This window comes from Serratia sp. NFX21, from assembly GCF_048517035.1.
GTDB lineage: Bacteria > Pseudomonadota > Gammaproteobacteria > Enterobacterales > Enterobacteriaceae > Serratia > Serratia quinivorans.
This window is the reverse complement of record NZ_CP183196.1, coordinates 3,039,061-3,053,824: the sequence shown is the minus strand read 5'-3', so window position 1 is coordinate 3,053,824 and position 14,764 is coordinate 3,039,061. Positions and strand designations below refer to the sequence as shown.

16 protein-coding genes are annotated in these 14,764 nt (G+C 58.3%); 11 read left to right on the top strand and 5 right to left on the bottom strand.

Annotated elements, in window-relative coordinates; translation table 11 throughout:
• Positions 1–45: 45 nt before the first annotated feature.
• From hypE to hypA, 5 genes are read right to left on the bottom strand one after another with little or no spacing between them, the layout of a single operon-like run.
• Positions 46–1,059 carry a hydrogenase expression/formation protein HypE gene (hypE, locus tag ACNT1W_RS14455; RefSeq protein ID WP_419245759.1) on the bottom strand — a complete coding sequence of 338 codons (1,014 nt, stop codon included), beginning with the start codon at positions 1,057–1,059 and terminating at the stop codon, positions 46–48.
• Positions 1,056–2,183, bottom strand: a complete 1,128-nt coding sequence (gene hypD, locus ACNT1W_RS14450; protein ID WP_115184660.1) for a hydrogenase formation protein HypD — start codon at positions 2,181–2,183, stop codon at positions 1,056–1,058. Before hypD ends, hypE begins: the two co-directional genes overlap by 4 nt.
• Positions 2,170–2,463: a HypC/HybG/HupF family hydrogenase formation chaperone gene (locus ACNT1W_RS14445; protein WP_012145165.1), complete on the bottom strand. Its 294-nt coding sequence runs from the start codon at positions 2,461–2,463 to the stop codon at positions 2,170–2,172. Before ACNT1W_RS14445 ends, hypD begins: the two co-directional genes overlap by 14 nt.
• Positions 2,454–3,248: a hydrogenase nickel incorporation protein HypB gene (gene hypB / locus ACNT1W_RS14440; protein WP_419245758.1), complete on the bottom strand. Its 795-nt coding sequence runs from the start codon at positions 3,246–3,248 to the stop codon at positions 2,454–2,456. Before hypB ends, ACNT1W_RS14445 begins: the two co-directional genes overlap by 10 nt.
• A gap of 15 nt (positions 3,249–3,263) precedes the next feature.
• The gene (gene hypA / locus ACNT1W_RS14435; RefSeq protein ID WP_012145163.1) at positions 3,264–3,608 is read right to left on the bottom strand and encodes a hydrogenase maturation nickel metallochaperone HypA; all 345 of its coding nucleotides are present in this window, start codon (positions 3,606–3,608) and stop codon (positions 3,264–3,266) included.
• A gap of 262 nt (positions 3,609–3,870) precedes the next feature.
• Between hypA and hycA the strand changes: the two genes are divergently transcribed.
• From hycA to fdhF, 11 genes are all read left to right on the top strand, one after another.
• Entirely contained in the window at positions 3,871–4,338 is a 468-nt protein-coding gene (gene hycA / locus ACNT1W_RS14430) for a formate hydrogenlyase regulator HycA (protein WP_012145162.1), read from the top strand.
• An 87-nt stretch (positions 4,339–4,425) separates the two neighbouring features.
• The gene (locus ACNT1W_RS14425; protein ID WP_419245757.1) at positions 4,426–5,040 is read left to right on the top strand and encodes a 4Fe-4S dicluster domain-containing protein; all 615 of its coding nucleotides are present in this window, start codon (positions 4,426–4,428) and stop codon (positions 5,038–5,040) included.
• Positions 5,040–6,908, top strand: a complete 1,869-nt coding sequence (locus tag ACNT1W_RS14420) for a proton-conducting transporter membrane subunit (protein ID WP_419245756.1) — start codon at positions 5,040–5,042, stop codon at positions 6,906–6,908. Before ACNT1W_RS14425 ends, ACNT1W_RS14420 begins: the two co-directional genes overlap by 1 nt.
• A gap of 10 nt (positions 6,909–6,918) precedes the next feature.
• Entirely contained in the window at positions 6,919–7,854 is a 936-nt protein-coding gene (locus ACNT1W_RS14415; RefSeq protein ID WP_419245755.1) for a respiratory chain complex I subunit 1 family protein, read from the top strand.
• 22 nt (positions 7,855–7,876) lie between these two features.
• Entirely contained in the window at positions 7,877–9,580 is a 1,704-nt protein-coding gene (locus ACNT1W_RS14410; RefSeq protein WP_375190682.1) for an NADH-quinone oxidoreductase subunit C, read from the top strand.
• Between the two features lie 12 nt (positions 9,581–9,592).
• Complete coding sequence (locus ACNT1W_RS14405) at positions 9,593–10,138, top strand: formate hydrogenlyase complex iron-sulfur subunit (protein WP_012145157.1); 546 nt, start codon at positions 9,593–9,595, stop codon at positions 10,136–10,138.
• Complete coding sequence (locus ACNT1W_RS14400; protein WP_112364070.1) at positions 10,135–10,932, top strand: NADH-quinone oxidoreductase subunit B family protein; 798 nt, start codon at positions 10,135–10,137, stop codon at positions 10,930–10,932. Before ACNT1W_RS14405 ends, ACNT1W_RS14400 begins: the two co-directional genes overlap by 4 nt.
• A complete protein-coding gene (locus tag ACNT1W_RS14395) occupies positions 10,929–11,345 on the top strand; it encodes a formate hydrogenlyase maturation HycH family protein (RefSeq protein ID WP_419245754.1) in 417 nt (138 codons plus the stop codon). The genes ACNT1W_RS14400 and ACNT1W_RS14395 overlap by 4 nt, the downstream gene beginning before the upstream one ends.
• Positions 11,338–11,808, top strand: coding sequence for a hydrogenase maturation peptidase HycI (hycI, locus tag ACNT1W_RS14390; RefSeq protein WP_012145154.1), 471 nt, complete (start codon positions 11,338–11,340; stop codon positions 11,806–11,808). Before ACNT1W_RS14395 ends, hycI begins: the two co-directional genes overlap by 8 nt.
• A 162-nt stretch (positions 11,809–11,970) precedes the next feature.
• Positions 11,971–12,513, top strand: a complete 543-nt coding sequence (gene hydN / locus ACNT1W_RS14385; RefSeq protein WP_261118605.1) for an electron transport protein HydN — start codon at positions 11,971–11,973, stop codon at positions 12,511–12,513.
• Positions 12,514–12,524: 11 nt separating this feature from the next.
• Positions 12,525–14,681 carry a formate dehydrogenase subunit alpha gene (gene fdhF, locus ACNT1W_RS14380; protein ID WP_012145152.1) on the top strand — a complete coding sequence of 719 codons (2,157 nt, stop codon included), beginning with the start codon at positions 12,525–12,527 and terminating at the stop codon, positions 14,679–14,681.
• Positions 14,682–14,764: the final 83 nt, after the last annotated feature.

Here is a 14,764-nt window from a genome sequence, read left to right as displayed (position 1 = left end):
GTCACAAAGTGTAACGCTGGGCGACAAGGTTCTCCCCCGACAGGATCAACAAATGCGCGGCAAAGGTTCGGCATGCGGCAAATCCAGCAGGCGGCTGATGCCATAAGCGCCCTGCAGCCTCACTTGTCGTCCGGCAGTCACCCGGCCAATCAATGCCGCGGCCTTGCCCAGCGGATGCGCCTGTAACGCAGCCAGTACCGCCTGTTCGGCTTCCGGCGCGGCCACCACCACCAGCTTGCCCTCGTTGGCAAAGTTAATGGCATCCAGCCCCAGCAACTCGCAAATCCCTCGCACTGCCGGCGCTATCGGTAACAGGTTCTCTTCAACTTCAATCCCCACGCCCGCCGCACGAGCAAACTCATGCAGGATGGCGTTCACTCCACCACGGGTAGCATCGCGCATGGCTCGCACGCCGTTAATGCCACGTAATGGCGTGATTAACGGAGCCAACACCGCGCAATCGCTGATCACATCCAGCGACATGCCCAGCTTTTCCCGCAGGTTGAGGATCGTCGCCCCGTGATCGCCGAGCGTACCGCTGACAATCACCGCGTCACCGACGCGAATATTTTGCGCTGCCCAATCCAGGCCCGGCGGGATCACCCCAATACCGGCGGTATTGATAAACACTTTGTCGGCCGCGCCGCGCTGCACCACCTTGGTATCCCCGGTCACAATGCGGATACCGGCCTGCTGCGCAGTGGCCGCCATCGAAGCCACCAGCCGTTGTAAATCAACCAGCGGCAAACCTTCTTCGAGGATAAACCCGCAGGAAAGATAACGCGGAAACGCGCCGCTGACCGCCAGATCGTTAGCCGTCCCGCAGACCGCCAGTTTGCCAATATCACCGCCCGGGAAGAAAATCGGGTCAATCACGTAGCTGTCGGTAGTAAACGCCAGCCGATCGCCCTGTTGGGTTAACTCGGCCAAATCCAACCGGGCCTGGTCTTCACGCTGATCCAGCAGCGGATTGGCAAAGGCCGGTAAGAAAATCTCATCCAGCAGTTGCTGCATCGCGCTGCCGCCGCTGCCGTGCGCCATAGTAATCACGTTATTCATGCCGGGGTTTCCTCTGTTTCACGACGGTATTGGTACCAGGCGGCGCAGGCACCTTCCGAAGACACCATCAACGCGCCAAAAGCATTTTGCGGTGTACAGCCACCACCAAACAGTGGGCAGTCACGCGGTTTGCAACGCCCGGTCAGCACCTCTCCACAGCGGGCACGAGGATCGTCAGCCACCTGCCGGTGTTGCGGACGGAAACGTCGTTCCGCATCAAAGGTGCTATAGGCCGGGGTTAAGGCAATGCCCGAATCGGCAATGGTGCCAAGGCCGCGCCATTCGCTGCCACCGCCCAGCACAAAGACTTCGCTCATTGCCTGTTGTGCCAGCAGATTGCCCTGTTCAGGTACCACCCGGCGGTATTGGTTTTCGGTTTGGCTCTGCTGACCCACAAACTGCTCAACCAGCATCATCACCCCTTGCAGGATATCCAGCGGTTCAAAGCCGGTCACCACCAGCGGTTTATGGTATTGCCGACTGATAAAGTGATACGGCGCGGTACCAATCACCATACTGACGTGGCCGGGCGCCAGAAAGCCGTCGATGCGGACATCCGGCTGTTGCAACAGGCTGCGCAAGGTGGGGATCAGGCTGATGTGCTGGCAAAACACGCTGAAGTTATTCAACCCTTCCAGCCGGGCCTGTTGCAAGGTAATGGCGGTGACCGGCATGGTAGTTTCAAACCCCAGGGCAAAGAACACCACCTGCCGCTGCGGGTGTTGCCGCGCCAGCATCAAAGCATCCAACGGCGAGTAAACCACCCGCACATCGGCGCCGCGCTCGCGGGCCTGCAGTAAAGAGCCCTGTTTGCCCGGAACCCGCAACGCGTCGCCGAAGGTGCAAAAAATCACCTCCGGGTGAGCGGCGATTTCACAGCAGGCATCTATACGCCCCATGGGCAACACACAAACCGGGCAGCCCGGTCCATGAATGAACTCAATCTGCGGCGGCAGCAGTTTATCCAGGCCAAAGCGGAAAATGGCATGGGTATGACCACCGCATACTTCCATAATTTGCAACGGCCGCTCAGCGCTAAACGGCAACTGTGCGGCTCGCTGCCGAATATGCTGCAACAGGGTTTTTACCCGCTTCGGATCGCGGAACTCATCAACGTAATGCATGGTTGCCTTCCCCCGCCAAAAACAGCGCCACGTCCTGCTCCACTTCCCCCATCGCCTGCAGTGCCGAAAGCATCTCCTCGGCCTCTTGCCTGTCGAGCCGACTCATGGCGAAGCCGACGTGGATCAGCACCCAGCAGCCGATCATCGCTTCCCTGGGCTCACCCTCCTGGCGCACCAGTGCAATATTCACTTCCCGCTGCACGCCACAGACTTCGGCCCAGGCATGCTGAGGCTGCTTTTCATCCAGCGCCACGATCTGCCCTGGAACGCCTATGCACATAACTGTGTCTCCAGCCAGGCCAGCCACTGATCCATGCCTTCACCGCTGGTCGCCGAAAGGGTAATCACCTCAATCGTCGGGTTCACCTTGCGGGCATTGTCGATACAGGCTGCCAGGTCGAAGTTCAAATACGGCAGCAGATCGATCTTGTTCAGCAGCATCACCCGTGCGGCAGCAAACATATGCGGGTACTTGAGGGGTTTGTCTTCCCCTTCGGTAACCGACAGTACCGCTACCTTGTGGCGCTCCCCCAGATCAAAGCTGGCCGGGCAAACCAGATTGCCGACGTTCTCGATAAACAGCAGGCTGTGGGGTTTGAGTTCCAGACGCCGGGCGGCCTCGTGAACCATTTGCGCATCCAGATGGCAGCCTTTACCGGTATTGACCTGGATCGCCGGCACACCGGTGGCGCGGATACGTTCCGCGTCATTGGTGGTTTGCTGATCGCCTTCCACCACCGCGCACGGGTGCTGACCATGCAGCCGCAGCAGCGTTTCTGTCAGCAGTGTGGTTTTGCCAGAGCCGGGGCTGGAAACCAGATTCAGCGCCAGAATATGTTGGTTGGCGAAATACTGGCGATTACCCTCCGCCAGACGATCGTTCTTATCCAGCACCCGGGTTTCAATTTCCAGCATCCGGCGCTGGCTGATACCCGGTGCATGGGTGCCTGCCAGCCCCAAACCGTAATGCAGATCGCCCTGTACATTGCGTTGCGGACGGAATGGCACCTTCACATCCCCTTCAATGGTTAATTCACCCTGGGCACAACCGCAGGTACTGCACATATTCATTCCCCTCTGTTATTCAATTTCCAGGCGTTTTATTTGCAAGCCATCGTCGGCCTGTACCCGCAGATTTCGTCCGGTACAGTGCGGACAGACCAGCACCTGCGGTACCAGCAGCTCGACATCGCTCTGGCAGTCATGGCACCAACACAGCGCTTTCTGTTCCGCCAGATGCAGTTCGCAGCCTTCGGCCAGCGTGTCGCGGCACACCATGTCAAAACAAAACCGCAGCGACTCCGCTTCAACGCAGGAAAATGCGCCAATCTCGAACCATACCGCGGTGATGCGTTGCGCATTATTTTGGCGAGCCTGTTGCTGCATTATTTCCATCGCATGTTGGCATAAGGTTATTTCGTGCATCCGGCCTCCGTTAATGGCGATAAACGCGTTATTCCCTTCACGTTGCAAATATGATGCCAAGCCGCCAATGACATATTTGTCGAACCGACTGTCATCGTCAGTCATTAAATCAGTTACTCCCTAACGGATTGACGGATTAATTTAACTCTGATGGTTGAATTAAAAGGAAATAATGTAATTTACCGGAATTTGGCACGCTTTATGCTTTAACTCGCTGACCCGGAGCTATTTCGACAACGACTATCAATTTTGAGTGAGGACCATGAGTACAATCAGTGAAGTAACCAGTCAGGCCGATTACATCGCCAACAAAAGCAATCGTCTGATGGCACAATGGCAGACCTACCACAGCACTCTGGTTAAAGCGGTCACCACCACCAAAAAGAAGATTAATCATCAATTTACCTACGGGCAGGAAAACGATCTGCGCTTTGTGCTGTTTAACCACTTTACGGTCAGCATCCAGTTGAGCGAAGGGTTTTACAGCCGGGATATTTGCTACCGGATTAATCTGGCCACGGCCCACGAGCCGGAAAACTTTGCCCCTTTCGCCCATGCCACGCTGGATGAAAACGGCAATATCGACGAAGTAATAAACAACCGCGACATGCAGGCTGTATTTGAACATTACCTGGATAAGATCGCCGTTATTTATCAATGCCTGTTTGATTCCTTGCATGATGGTCACGCCATTCAAGACGCTCTGAAAAAAATAACCTTACCCGTCTGATCACAGGCGTTAATCACCGACAGAAAACTGTCGAAGCGTCATTTTTTACTGACGATTTCGTCATAAATGACGAAGCAAGGAGTGTGCATGAACCGCTTTATTATTGCGGACCCTAAATTGTGTATTGGCTGCAATACCTGTATGGCCAGTTGTTCTGCGGAACATCGGCAATATGGATTGCAGTCATTACCCCGCCTGCAGGTGATTCGCAACGCTCGCGACTCTGCGCCGGCGATGTGCCACCAGTGTGAAGATGCCCCCTGCGCGCAGGTATGTCCGGTCAATGCTATTCGCCATCAGGATGACGCCATCGTACTGAACGAAAGCCTGTGCATCAGTTGCAAGCTGTGCGGCATTGCCTGCCCGTTTGGTGCCATAGGTTTCGGCGGCAGCACCCCACTGGCGATCCCTGCGGACTGCAACACCTCGCTGGCATTGCCTGCGCCCCAAGCACCGCGCCCAATCAGCCCCTTCCTGGATTGTGTGCCCGGTGTCCGTGCCGTGGCGGTGAAGTGCGATCTCTGTGACTTCAGCCCCGAAGGCCCCGCCTGTATCCGCACCTGTCCGACCCAGGCGATCCGGCTGGTGACCGACCGAGACGTGCGCAACGCCAGCGAACAGAAAAGGCGCAATGCGATGCAGGCGCTCAGCGCCGAGTTGCCGTTTGCGGCCGTCCCTGGATCCCACAAGGAGCCAAATTGATGATATATGCCCTGTTGCCCGACCCGTTGTTACTGCTGACTTCGGCCCTGGTCGGGTATTTACTCTGCGCCCTGTTGGGCTGGTTACTGGCCCCCTGGTCGCGTGTCAGCACTTTGCTGAGCGGCGTTACCTTAATCTGTGCCGTCGCCTCGCTGTTGGCCGCGGTACAAATGCTGTTTGCCCCACTGCACAGCGCCCGTTTGCCGTGGCTGCATTACGCGGTGGAAATCAGTGGCCTTAACGCCCTGTTACTGCTGGTGATGGCTCTCTGCGGGGTCTTTGCCGCGCTGTATCACGCAGGCAGCTTATCCAGACTGAACCCTCGCGCCCGTGGCCGGTTGGTTGGGTTAAGCAACCTGATGCTGGCGGCCTTAAGCGCTGCGGTGATGGCCGATAATGCCCTGGCCTTGCTGTTGTTGCTGGAATTGGCGGCGCTTTGCGGCTATTTCCTGATTGTCCATGCCCCAAGCGCTAAAAGCCTGCGCGCCGGACATAGTCAGTTCTTGCTGATGCGCTCAGGCACCCTGCTGTTGGTTGTCGCCTTCGCGCTGATCTATTGCCATAGTCACAGCCTGCAGTTCAGCGTGATCCGCGCTACGCCACTGCCGGACGCGTTACGTAATGCGGTATTCCTGCTGGCGCTGGCCGGGTTTGGCATTTTTGCCGGGCTGATGCCGTTACATGCCTGGGTGCCACAATCCCATAGCAGTGCGCCCGCCTCCGCCGCCATGTTGTTTTCCAGCGCGCTGATGAAGGTCGGCCTGCTGGGCATCCTGAAAATAGGGCTGGATCTGCTGGGTACGCCGCCGCTGTGGTGGGGATTACTGGTCTTGCTACTGGCTGCCGGTACGGCTTTCTTCGGCGGGCTGTATGCGATGATGGAGCACGATCTGCGCCGCTTGCTGGCTTACCACACGCTGGAGAACATCGGCATTATCCTGCTGGGCATCGGTGGCGCAATGGTCGGTACGGCGCTGCAACAACCGTTATTGACCGCCTTCGCCCTGATCGGCGGCCTGTTCCATTTGTTGAACCACAGCCTGTTTAAAAGCGCATTGCTGCTGGCAGCCGGTGCCATTGAACAACAGACCGGGCTGAAAGACATGGAGAAAATGGGCGGTTTGGCGCGGCTGATGCCCTGGACCGCCGTTTCTCTGCTGATTGGCCTGGTGGCGATGGCCGCGTTGCCGCCGTTGAACGGCTTCGCCAGTGAATGGTTGATCTATCAGGGACTGTTCCACTTCAGCGCGGCACCCGGTTTTATTGGCCATCTGTTTGGCCCGCTGCTGGCGGTGGCATTAGCCCTGACCGGTGCGCTGGCGGTGATGTGCGTCAGCAAAGTGTTTGGCGTGGCTTTTCTGGGCGCTCCGCGCTGCGACGCTGCGGCAAACGCGGTTCAGGCCAATGTTTGGCTGACGCTAAGCCATGCGCTGCCGGCTCTGTTGTGTCTGGTTTGCGGTCTGGGTGCGCCCTGGATCATTCCACTGTTTGCCCACCTGATCGGCCTGACGTCCGAACAGTCACTCTCCTTGTCCGATACGCTGGTTTCCACCCCGCTGATCGCCATTTTATTGCTGGCGATGCCGCTACTGCCGTTGTTGATCGCGGCGCGTTACCAGACGCGTCGGCAACCTCGGCGGGTACAAGGCAGCGCCTGGGCCTGTGGTTATGGGCATGAGGACGCGATGGTGATCACTGCCACCGGTTTTGCTCAGCCGTTGCGAGTGATGTTTGCCCCACTGTATCAACTGCGCCGCTGGCTACCGGGATCCTTCGGTGACCGGTTACACCGTAACGCATTCGTTGCCTTCTGCCGCGGTCTGGCCGCCGTAGAGTTGGCGGTGCTGCTGGTCGTGGCTTTTGCCTGAGGAGGTAACGATGACCTATCCCTATGTGTTACTCGGTTTGCTGCAGGCCCTGCTGTTACTGGCTGTTGCCCCGCTGTTTGCCGGCATCAGCCGGGTGCTGCGTGCCCGCATTCATACCCGACGCGGCCCCGGCGTATTACAGGAATACCGTGATATAGCCAAACTGCTTAAACGCCAAAGCGTGGCGCCGGGGGCTTCCGGTCTGGCTTTTCGCGCTATGCCTTACTTACTGACCGGCACCTTGCTGGCCATCGCCTGTGCACTACCGATGCTGACTACCGCCTCACCGCTGCCTGCCATCGGTGATGTGATCACCCTGATCTATCTGTTCGCCGTGGTGCGCTTTGTGTTTGCCATTGCCGGGCTGGATACCGGTAGCCCCTTCACCGCTATCGGTGCCAGCCGTGAGGCAGTGTTAGGCATTCTGGTCGAACCGATCCTGTTGCTGGCTCTGTGGGTGACGGCGCTGGTCGCCGGTTCTACTCAACTGAGCGCCATGGTGCAAAGCCTGCTGGGCTTGCCGCATCACGCCTGGCTGCCACTGCTGTTGGCCGGTTTGGCCTGCGCGTTCGCCACCTATATCGAAATGGGCAAGCTGCCGTTCGACATGGCGGAAGCCGAACAAGAGCTGCAGGAAGGCCCGCTGACGGAATATTCCGGCGTCGAGCTCGGCATTATCAAATGGGGCATCAGTCTCAAACAACTGGTGGTGCTGCAACTGTTCCTCGGCGTGTTCCTGCCCTGGGGCCAGGCGGCACAGCTCACTGCCCCGCAGCTGTTGACTGGACTGGTGCTGGCGCTGTTCAAGCTGTTGTGTGCGGTGGTGCTGATCGCGGTTCTCGAAAATAGCGTGGCACGTTTGCGCTTCCTCAAGACGGGCCGTACCACCTGGGCCGGTTTTGGGCTGGCTTTTCTGGCGCTGGTTTCCTGGCTGGTCGTCGGCTGAACAATGATTAAGGCAATCAATAATGACTAACGAACATCAAGGCCAGCACTATCTGGCGGCGTTGCAGCAACAATTCCCCGCTGCCATGCTGGCGGCAGAATGGCAAACGGCCGACCAACTGACGGTGACCGTCAAACTCAACGCGCTGCCGGAAGTGGTGGAATGGCTGTATTACCAACAGGGCGGCTGGTTGTCGGTGCTGTTTGGTAACGACGAACGCACACTGTGTGGCAATTACGCGCTGTATTACGTGCTGTCGATGGAGCAAGGCACCAAATGCTGGATCACGGTACGGGCCGAGGTTGACGCCCAAACGCTGGAGTTTCCTTCCGTTACGCCACGGGTGCCTGCTGCCGTCTGGGGTGAACGCGAAGTGCGCGACATGTATGGCCTGCGCCCGATCGGTTTGCCGGATGAACGCCGGTTGGTGCTGCCGGACGACTGGCCGGACGATCTCCATCCGTTACGCAAAGACGCCATGGATTATCGTCAACGGCCCGCGCCCACCACCGATGTGGAAACCTATCCGTTCCAGAGCCTGGCCGGCAGTAAAGCCAACGTGGTGCCGATCGGCCCGCTGCATATCACCTCGGATGAACCCGGGCATTTCCGCCTGTTCGTCGACGGCGAAGACATCATTGATGCCGACTACCGGCTGTTCTATGTGCACCGTGGCATGGAGAAACTGGCCGAAACCCGCATGGGTTACAACGAAGTGACCTTCCTGTCGGACCGGGTGTGCGGCATTTGCGGTTTTACCCACAGCGTGGCCTACACCAGTTCGGTGGAGAACGCGATGGGCATCCAGGTGCCGGAACGCGCCCAGATGATCCGCTCAGTGCTGCTGGAAGTGGAACGCCTGCACAGTCATCTGCTGAATCTGGGGCTGGCCTGCCATTTCGTCGGTTTCGACTCCGGTTTTATGCAGTTCTTCCGGGTGCGCGAACAGTCGATGAAGATGGCGGAGATCCTGACCGGTGCACGCAAAACCTATGGTTTGAACCTGATTGGCGGCATCCGTCGCGACATTATGAAAGACGACATGCTGCAAACCCTGCGGCTGGCGGCGCAAATGCGCAGTGAGTTGGTGGATCTGGTCGATATCTTGCTCAGCACGCCGAATACCGAACAGCGCAGCGTCGGGGTTGGCCGGCTCGATCCACAAGTGGCTCGCGACTACAGCAACGTCGGTCCGATGATCCGCGGCAGCGGCCACCGCCGTGATACCCGTATCGATCACCCCTTTGCCGGTTACGCCAAACTGCCGGTGGAACTGTGCGTAGAGGACGGCTGTGACGTCTATTCCCGCCTTAAGGTGCGCATTCACGAAGTGTTCAACTCGCTCGGCATCATCGAGTTCGGCCTGCAAAGCCTGCCGAGCGGGCCGCTGGCGGTTGATGGGTTCAACTATATTCCGCACCGTTTTGCCCTGGGCTTTGCCGAAGCCCCACGCGGTGACGATATTCACTGGAGCATGACCGGCGACAACCAGAAGCTGTTCCGCTGGCGCTGCCGTGCCGCGACCTACGCCAATTGGCCAACCCTGCGTTACATGCTGCGCGGCAACACGGTTTCCGACGCCCCGCTGATCATCGGCAGCCTGGATCCCTGCTATTCCTGTACCGATCGCATGACCATCGTCGACGTGCGCAAGCGCCAGTCCATCATAGTGCCGTACAAAGAGATTGAGCGTTATGGCATCGAACGGAAAAACAAACCGTTCTAACCGGAGCCCATCATGCTGAAACTGATTAAAAAAGTGCTGAAAACCGGCCCGGCCACCGTCGCCTATCCGAGCCAGCCGTTGGTTGTAGACCCCAACTTTCGTGGCAAGCCCGAATACAACCCACAGCAATGTATTGCCTGCGGGGCCTGCGCCAACGCTTGCCCATCCAATGCGTTGAGTATGACCACCGATCTGACCCGTGGCACGGTGCGCTGGCAGCTGTTTCTCGGGCGCTGCATCTTCTGCGCCCGCTGTGAAGAAGTTTGCCCCACCGCCGCCATCCGGCTTTCACAGCAGTTCGAGCTGGCAGTGTGGCGTAAAGAAGACTTATACGAGCAGGCCGACTTTGCCATCTGCCATTGCCGTCAATGCGGCAAAGCCTATGCGTCGCAGAAGGAAATTGACTATGCCATGGCGCTACTCGGGCTAAGCAGTACAGAAACCGCCACGCGCCGTACGCAGTTTGAAACCTGCCCGGCGTGCAAGCAACAGCAAAACCTGACTCAGGCCGATCGCATTGACGTTGGCCGCCATTTGACCCGGGAGATCATCTCATGAATCCGCCACTGATTGGCCCACGCGACGAAAATGGCCTGCCGGTGCCGATCACCCTCGACGAAAGTATCGCCAAGCTGAAAACCACCTTACTGCAGGATATCCGCCGCTCGGCCTATGTTTATCGCGTGGACTGCGGCGGGTGCAATGGCTGCGAAATTGAGATTTTTGCTGCCGTTTCCCCGTTGTTCGACGCCGAACGCTTCGGTATCAAAGTGGTTCCTTCACCCCGTCATGCCGATATTTTGCTGTTTACCGGGGCTGTCACCCGCGCCATGCGTATCCCGGCGATCCGCGCCTGGCAGGCTTCGCCCGATCCGAAAATCAGCATCTCTTACGGTGCCTGCGGCAACAGCGGTGGCATTTTCCACGATCTCTACTGCGTATGGGGCGGCACCGATCGCATCGTACCGGTTGATGTCTATATCCCCGGCTGCCCCCCGACGCCGGCCGCCACCATTTATGGCTTTGCCATGGCACTCGGCCTGTTGGATCAGAAAATCAAAGGCCATCAGCATGACGAAACCCAGGGCGAGGCCACCCGCCTGTTGCACCCGGCATTACCTCAGCCGCTGCGGGTGCTGCTGGATCGCGAAGCCCGGCGGATGGCCGGTTATCGCTATGGCCGCCAGATCGCCGACCAGTTTATGCAACTGTTGGCCGCAGACAGCCCATTGCCGGTCGAACAGCGCATTAGCGCCTACCTGCAACAGCAGGACGATATGCGTTTAAGCGAGATTGTCGGCAACCTGCTGGGGATCTATCAACGGGTATTGCGGGGGGAACTGCGACTATGAGCCACTCCCATGCCCAGGTGGTGTTCTACTCCCTGAGCCGCAAATTCGTGCAAGAGAAAAAGGCCCCGCCGAAAGCCCAGGAGGTGATCTATTACAGCCTGGCGATTGGCCACCATCTTGGCGTCATCGACTGTCTGGAAGCCAAACTCAGCTGCCCGCTGGCCGGTTTCCGCGCCTGGGTACAACAACTGCCCGCGGCCAGCACCGCCCGGCGCAAGCTGGAAGGGGTCGATCGCTTCGGTGAAATCTGTATCGACAGTAGCCATACCCACCTGCTGGCCACCGCGTTAAGCGCTGCCGCCCCGCAAATGGACCCCCAACAGCAAGACTGGAGCCAACAGTTGATCGCCCTGCTGCAGTCGATTGAAAACGAACCCGCCATCTACCTGATGGTCCGGAGGCATGATGACTGACGTTTTATTGTGTGTGGGCAACTGCATGATGGGCGATGACGGCGCCGGCCCGCTACTGGCGGAGCTCTGTGCCGGCAATCCCCCCGCCGGCTGGACGGTGATCGACGGCGGAGCCGCACCGGAAAATGACATTGGGCATATCCGCGAACTGCGCCCTGCGCGGCTGGTGATTGTCGATGCCACCGACATGGGGCTGGCTGCGGGAGAAACCCGGGTGATCGATGAAAAAGACATTGCCGACATGTTCATCATGACCACCCATAACCTGCCGCTGAATTTCCTGATCGACCAACTGCGCGAAACGGTGCCGGAAATCACCTTTATCGGCATTCAGCCTGAGGTGGTGGCGTTTTACTACCCGATCGGCGCCGCGGTACGCCGTGCGGTGACCACCCTGCACCAGCGGCTACATGACTGGCCAATAAATGGCGGTTACCCGCCACTGGTGGTGACGAATGTCTGACGCCGCATCGTCATTTGTGTCGAGATGCCGTCGGTCACTTCGTCAGCTTCAGGCTAACCCTCTGCTTTTATTTGATTTTCAGGGTTGGCACGCTTTATGCGTAACCCAAGGCACAACCTATCCATAGTCATACCCGGATGAAGGGTAACTCAGGAGTTATTGATGAACCGGTTTATCATCGCCGATCCCAAGAAATGCATCGGCTGCCGTACCTGCGAAATTGCCTGTGTGATGGCGCACAGCGAAAGCCAGGACATTTCAGCGCTCAATGCCGCCAGCTTCGCCCCACGTCTGCATGTGATCAAAGGCGTTAATGTCAGCACCGCCGTGCTGTGCCGCCAGTGTGAGGACGCCCCTTGCTCCAACGTTTGCCCCAATGGGGCGATCAGCCGTACCAACGGCATGGTGCTGGTGATGCAGGAGCGTTGCATCGGCTGCAAAACCTGCGTGGTGGCCTGTCCCTACGGCGCGATGGAAGTGATCACCCGCCCTGTTGTCCGCCAGAACGGCGCCGTGATGAGTGCCACCACCGAGAAAGCCGAAGCCCATAAATGCGACCTGTGCATCGGTCGTGATAGCGGCCCGGCCTGTATGCAAACCTGCCCGACCAATGCGTTGCACTGTGTGGATCGCAACATGCTGCAAGAAATGAACGCCGAGAAACGCCGTCGCGCCGCGCTCGACACCCTGTCGTCACTGTTTTAGGAACTGAACCGATGAAAAAAATCACAACCGTCTGCCCATACTGCGGTGCAGGCTGCAAAATGAAACTGGTGGTCGACAACGGAAAAATCATCCGCGCCGAGGCGGCTGACGGCGTGACCAATCAGGGCGAACTGTGCCTGAAAGGCTATTACGGCTGGGACTTTCTCAACGATACCAAACTGCTGACCCCGCGTCTGAGCCAGCCGCTGATCCGCCGTGAAAAAGGCGGCAAGTTTGAGGCCGTCAGTTGGGATGAGGCCATTAGCTACACCGCACAGCGGCTACAGCAGATCAAGGATAAGCACGGTGCTAGCGCCATCATGCACACCGGTTCTTCACGCGGTACCGGCAATGAAACCAACTACGTGATGCAGAAGTTTGCCCGTGCGGTCGTCGGCACCAACAACGTCGACTGCTGCGCCCGCGTCTGTCATGGTCCGTCGGTAGCGGGTTTGCAGGCCACGCTGGGCAACGGCGCGATGAGTAACTCGATTGGCGATATCGAAAACTCCAAATGCCTGCTGGTCATCGGTTACAACTGTGCCGATTCGCATCCTATTGTGGCTCGCCGGGTGCTGAAGGCCAAAGAGAAAGGCGCGCAAATTATCGTCTGCGACCCGCGCCGTATCGAAACCGCGCGCATTGCCGACCAGCATTTGCAGATCAAAAACGGCTGTAATATGGCGCTGGTGAATGCCTTCGCCTATACGCTGATTGAAGAAAATCTGTATGACCGCGACTACGTGGCGAAATACACCGAAGGTTTCGAGGCTTACCGCCAGCAGTTAGCGGATTACGCACCGGAAGCGGTAGAACAGCTGACCGGCGTCAGCGCCCAGCAAATTCGCCAGGCGATGCGCACCTACGCCAGTGCCCCTTCCGCCACCATCATGTGGGGCATGGGAGTCACCCAGTTCGGTCAGGCGGTCGACGTGGTCAAAGGGCTCGCCAGTCTGGCCTTGCTGACCGGTAATCTGGGCCGGCCCAACGTGGGGGTTGGCCCGGTGCGTGGGCAGAACAACGTTCAGGGTGCCTGCGACATGGGCGTGCTGCCTAATGAGTTCCCAGGTTATCAGGCGGTCACTGACGCCGCGGTACGCGCCAAGTTCGCCGCCGCCTGGGGCATTGACGCCGCCAGGATGGACCCGGAAGTCGGTTACCGCATCACCGAGATCCCGCATTTGGTGCACGAAGGCAAAGTGAAGGCCTACTACATCATGGGGGAAGATCCATTACAGACCGAAGCCGATCTGAGCCTGGTGCGCGGCGCGTTCGAAGCGCTGGAGTTTGTGGTAGTGCAAGACATCTTTATGACCAAAACCGCTGAACAGGCGGACGTGATCCTGCCTGCCACCTCCTGGGGTGAGCATGGCGGCGTGTTCTCCTGTGCAGATCGCGGGTTCCAGCGTTTCGAGAAGGCCATTGAACCGCAGTACAACGTCAAACGCGACTGGGAGATCATCAGCCTGCTGGCCACCGAGATGGGCTATCCGATGCATTACGACGATAACCAGCAAATCTGGGATGAAATGCGTGAGCTTTGCCCGCTGTTTTATGGGGCCACCTACGAAAAAATGGGTGAGCTGGGCCATGTGCAATGGCCTTGTACCACGCTGGAAAGTCAGGGCACCCCTTACCTGTATCAGGGCAACCAGTTCACCACCCCGACCGGTAAAGGCCAGCTGTTCGCCACCACCTGGCGTGCTCCGGCGGAAGTGCCGGATGCAGATTATCCGCTGGTGCTCTGTACCGTGCGTGAAGTCGGCCACTACTCCTGCCGCTCTATGACCGGTAACTGTGCCGCGCTGCAAACCCTGGCGGATGAACCCGGCTTTGTGCAGATCAATCCGCAGGACGCCGAGGCGCTGGGTATTGCCGATCAGCAACTGGTGTGGGTCAGCTCGCGCCGTGGCAAGGTGATCAGCCGTGCCAACTATAACGAACGTATTAACCTGGGCGCGGTGTATATGACCTACCAGTGGTGGATCGGTGCCTGTAACGAGCTGACCCAGGAGAATTTGGACCCGATCTCCAAAACTCCGGAAACCAAATACTGCGCGGTAAAACTGGCGGCAATTAGCGATCAGCACTGGGCGGAAAACTACGCGCAACAGAGCTACAGCGATATGAAGGCCCGCCTGCGTCGCGCAGCAGAAGATGTGATGTAAAGTTGCACTGTCACTTTGTAGAGGGGCGAAGAAATTCGCCCCGATTCACCCGGGCGCAGCATACAGCGCCCCTACAAAAACCA

Bases quoted from the DNA above. Each gene is read 5' to 3' on its own strand.
- hypE (WP_419245759.1), bottom strand. From the start codon at position 1,059: ATGAATAACGTGATTACTATGGCGCACGGCAGCGGCGGCAGCGCGATG.
- hypD (WP_115184660.1), bottom strand. From the start codon at position 2,183: ATGCATTACGTTGATGAGTTCCGCGATCCGAAGCGGGTAAAAACCCTG.
- ACNT1W_RS14420 (WP_419245756.1), top strand. From the start codon at position 5,040: ATGATATATGCCCTGTTGCCCGACCCGTTGTTACTGCTGACTTCGGCC.
- ACNT1W_RS14415 (WP_419245755.1), top strand. From the start codon at position 6,919: ATGACCTATCCCTATGTGTTACTCGGTTTGCTGCAGGCCCTGCTGTTA.
- hydN (WP_261118605.1), top strand. From the start codon at position 11,971: ATGAACCGGTTTATCATCGCCGATCCCAAGAAATGCATCGGCTGCCGT.
- hypB (WP_419245758.1), bottom strand. From the start codon at position 3,248: ATGTGCAGTACCTGCGGTTGTGCCCAGGGTGAATTAACCATTGAAGGG.
- fdhF (WP_012145152.1), top strand. From the start codon at position 12,525: ATGAAAAAAATCACAACCGTCTGCCCATACTGCGGTGCAGGCTGCAAA.
- ACNT1W_RS14400 (WP_112364070.1), top strand. From the start codon at position 10,135: ATGAATCCGCCACTGATTGGCCCACGCGACGAAAATGGCCTGCCGGTG.
- hypA (WP_012145163.1), bottom strand. From the start codon at position 3,608: ATGCACGAAATAACCTTATGCCAACATGCGATGGAAATAATGCAGCAA.
- ACNT1W_RS14410 (WP_375190682.1), top strand. From the start codon at position 7,877: ATGACTAACGAACATCAAGGCCAGCACTATCTGGCGGCGTTGCAGCAA.
- hycA (WP_012145162.1), top strand. From the start codon at position 3,871: ATGAGTACAATCAGTGAAGTAACCAGTCAGGCCGATTACATCGCCAAC.
- ACNT1W_RS14405 (WP_012145157.1), top strand. From the start codon at position 9,593: ATGCTGAAACTGATTAAAAAAGTGCTGAAAACCGGCCCGGCCACCGTC.
- ACNT1W_RS14425 (WP_419245757.1), top strand. From the start codon at position 4,426: ATGAACCGCTTTATTATTGCGGACCCTAAATTGTGTATTGGCTGCAAT.
- ACNT1W_RS14445 (WP_012145165.1), bottom strand. From the start codon at position 2,463: ATGTGCATAGGCGTTCCAGGGCAGATCGTGGCGCTGGATGAAAAGCAG.
- hycI (WP_012145154.1), top strand. From the start codon at position 11,338: ATGACTGACGTTTTATTGTGTGTGGGCAACTGCATGATGGGCGATGAC.
- ACNT1W_RS14395 (WP_419245754.1), top strand. From the start codon at position 10,929: ATGAGCCACTCCCATGCCCAGGTGGTGTTCTACTCCCTGAGCCGCAAA.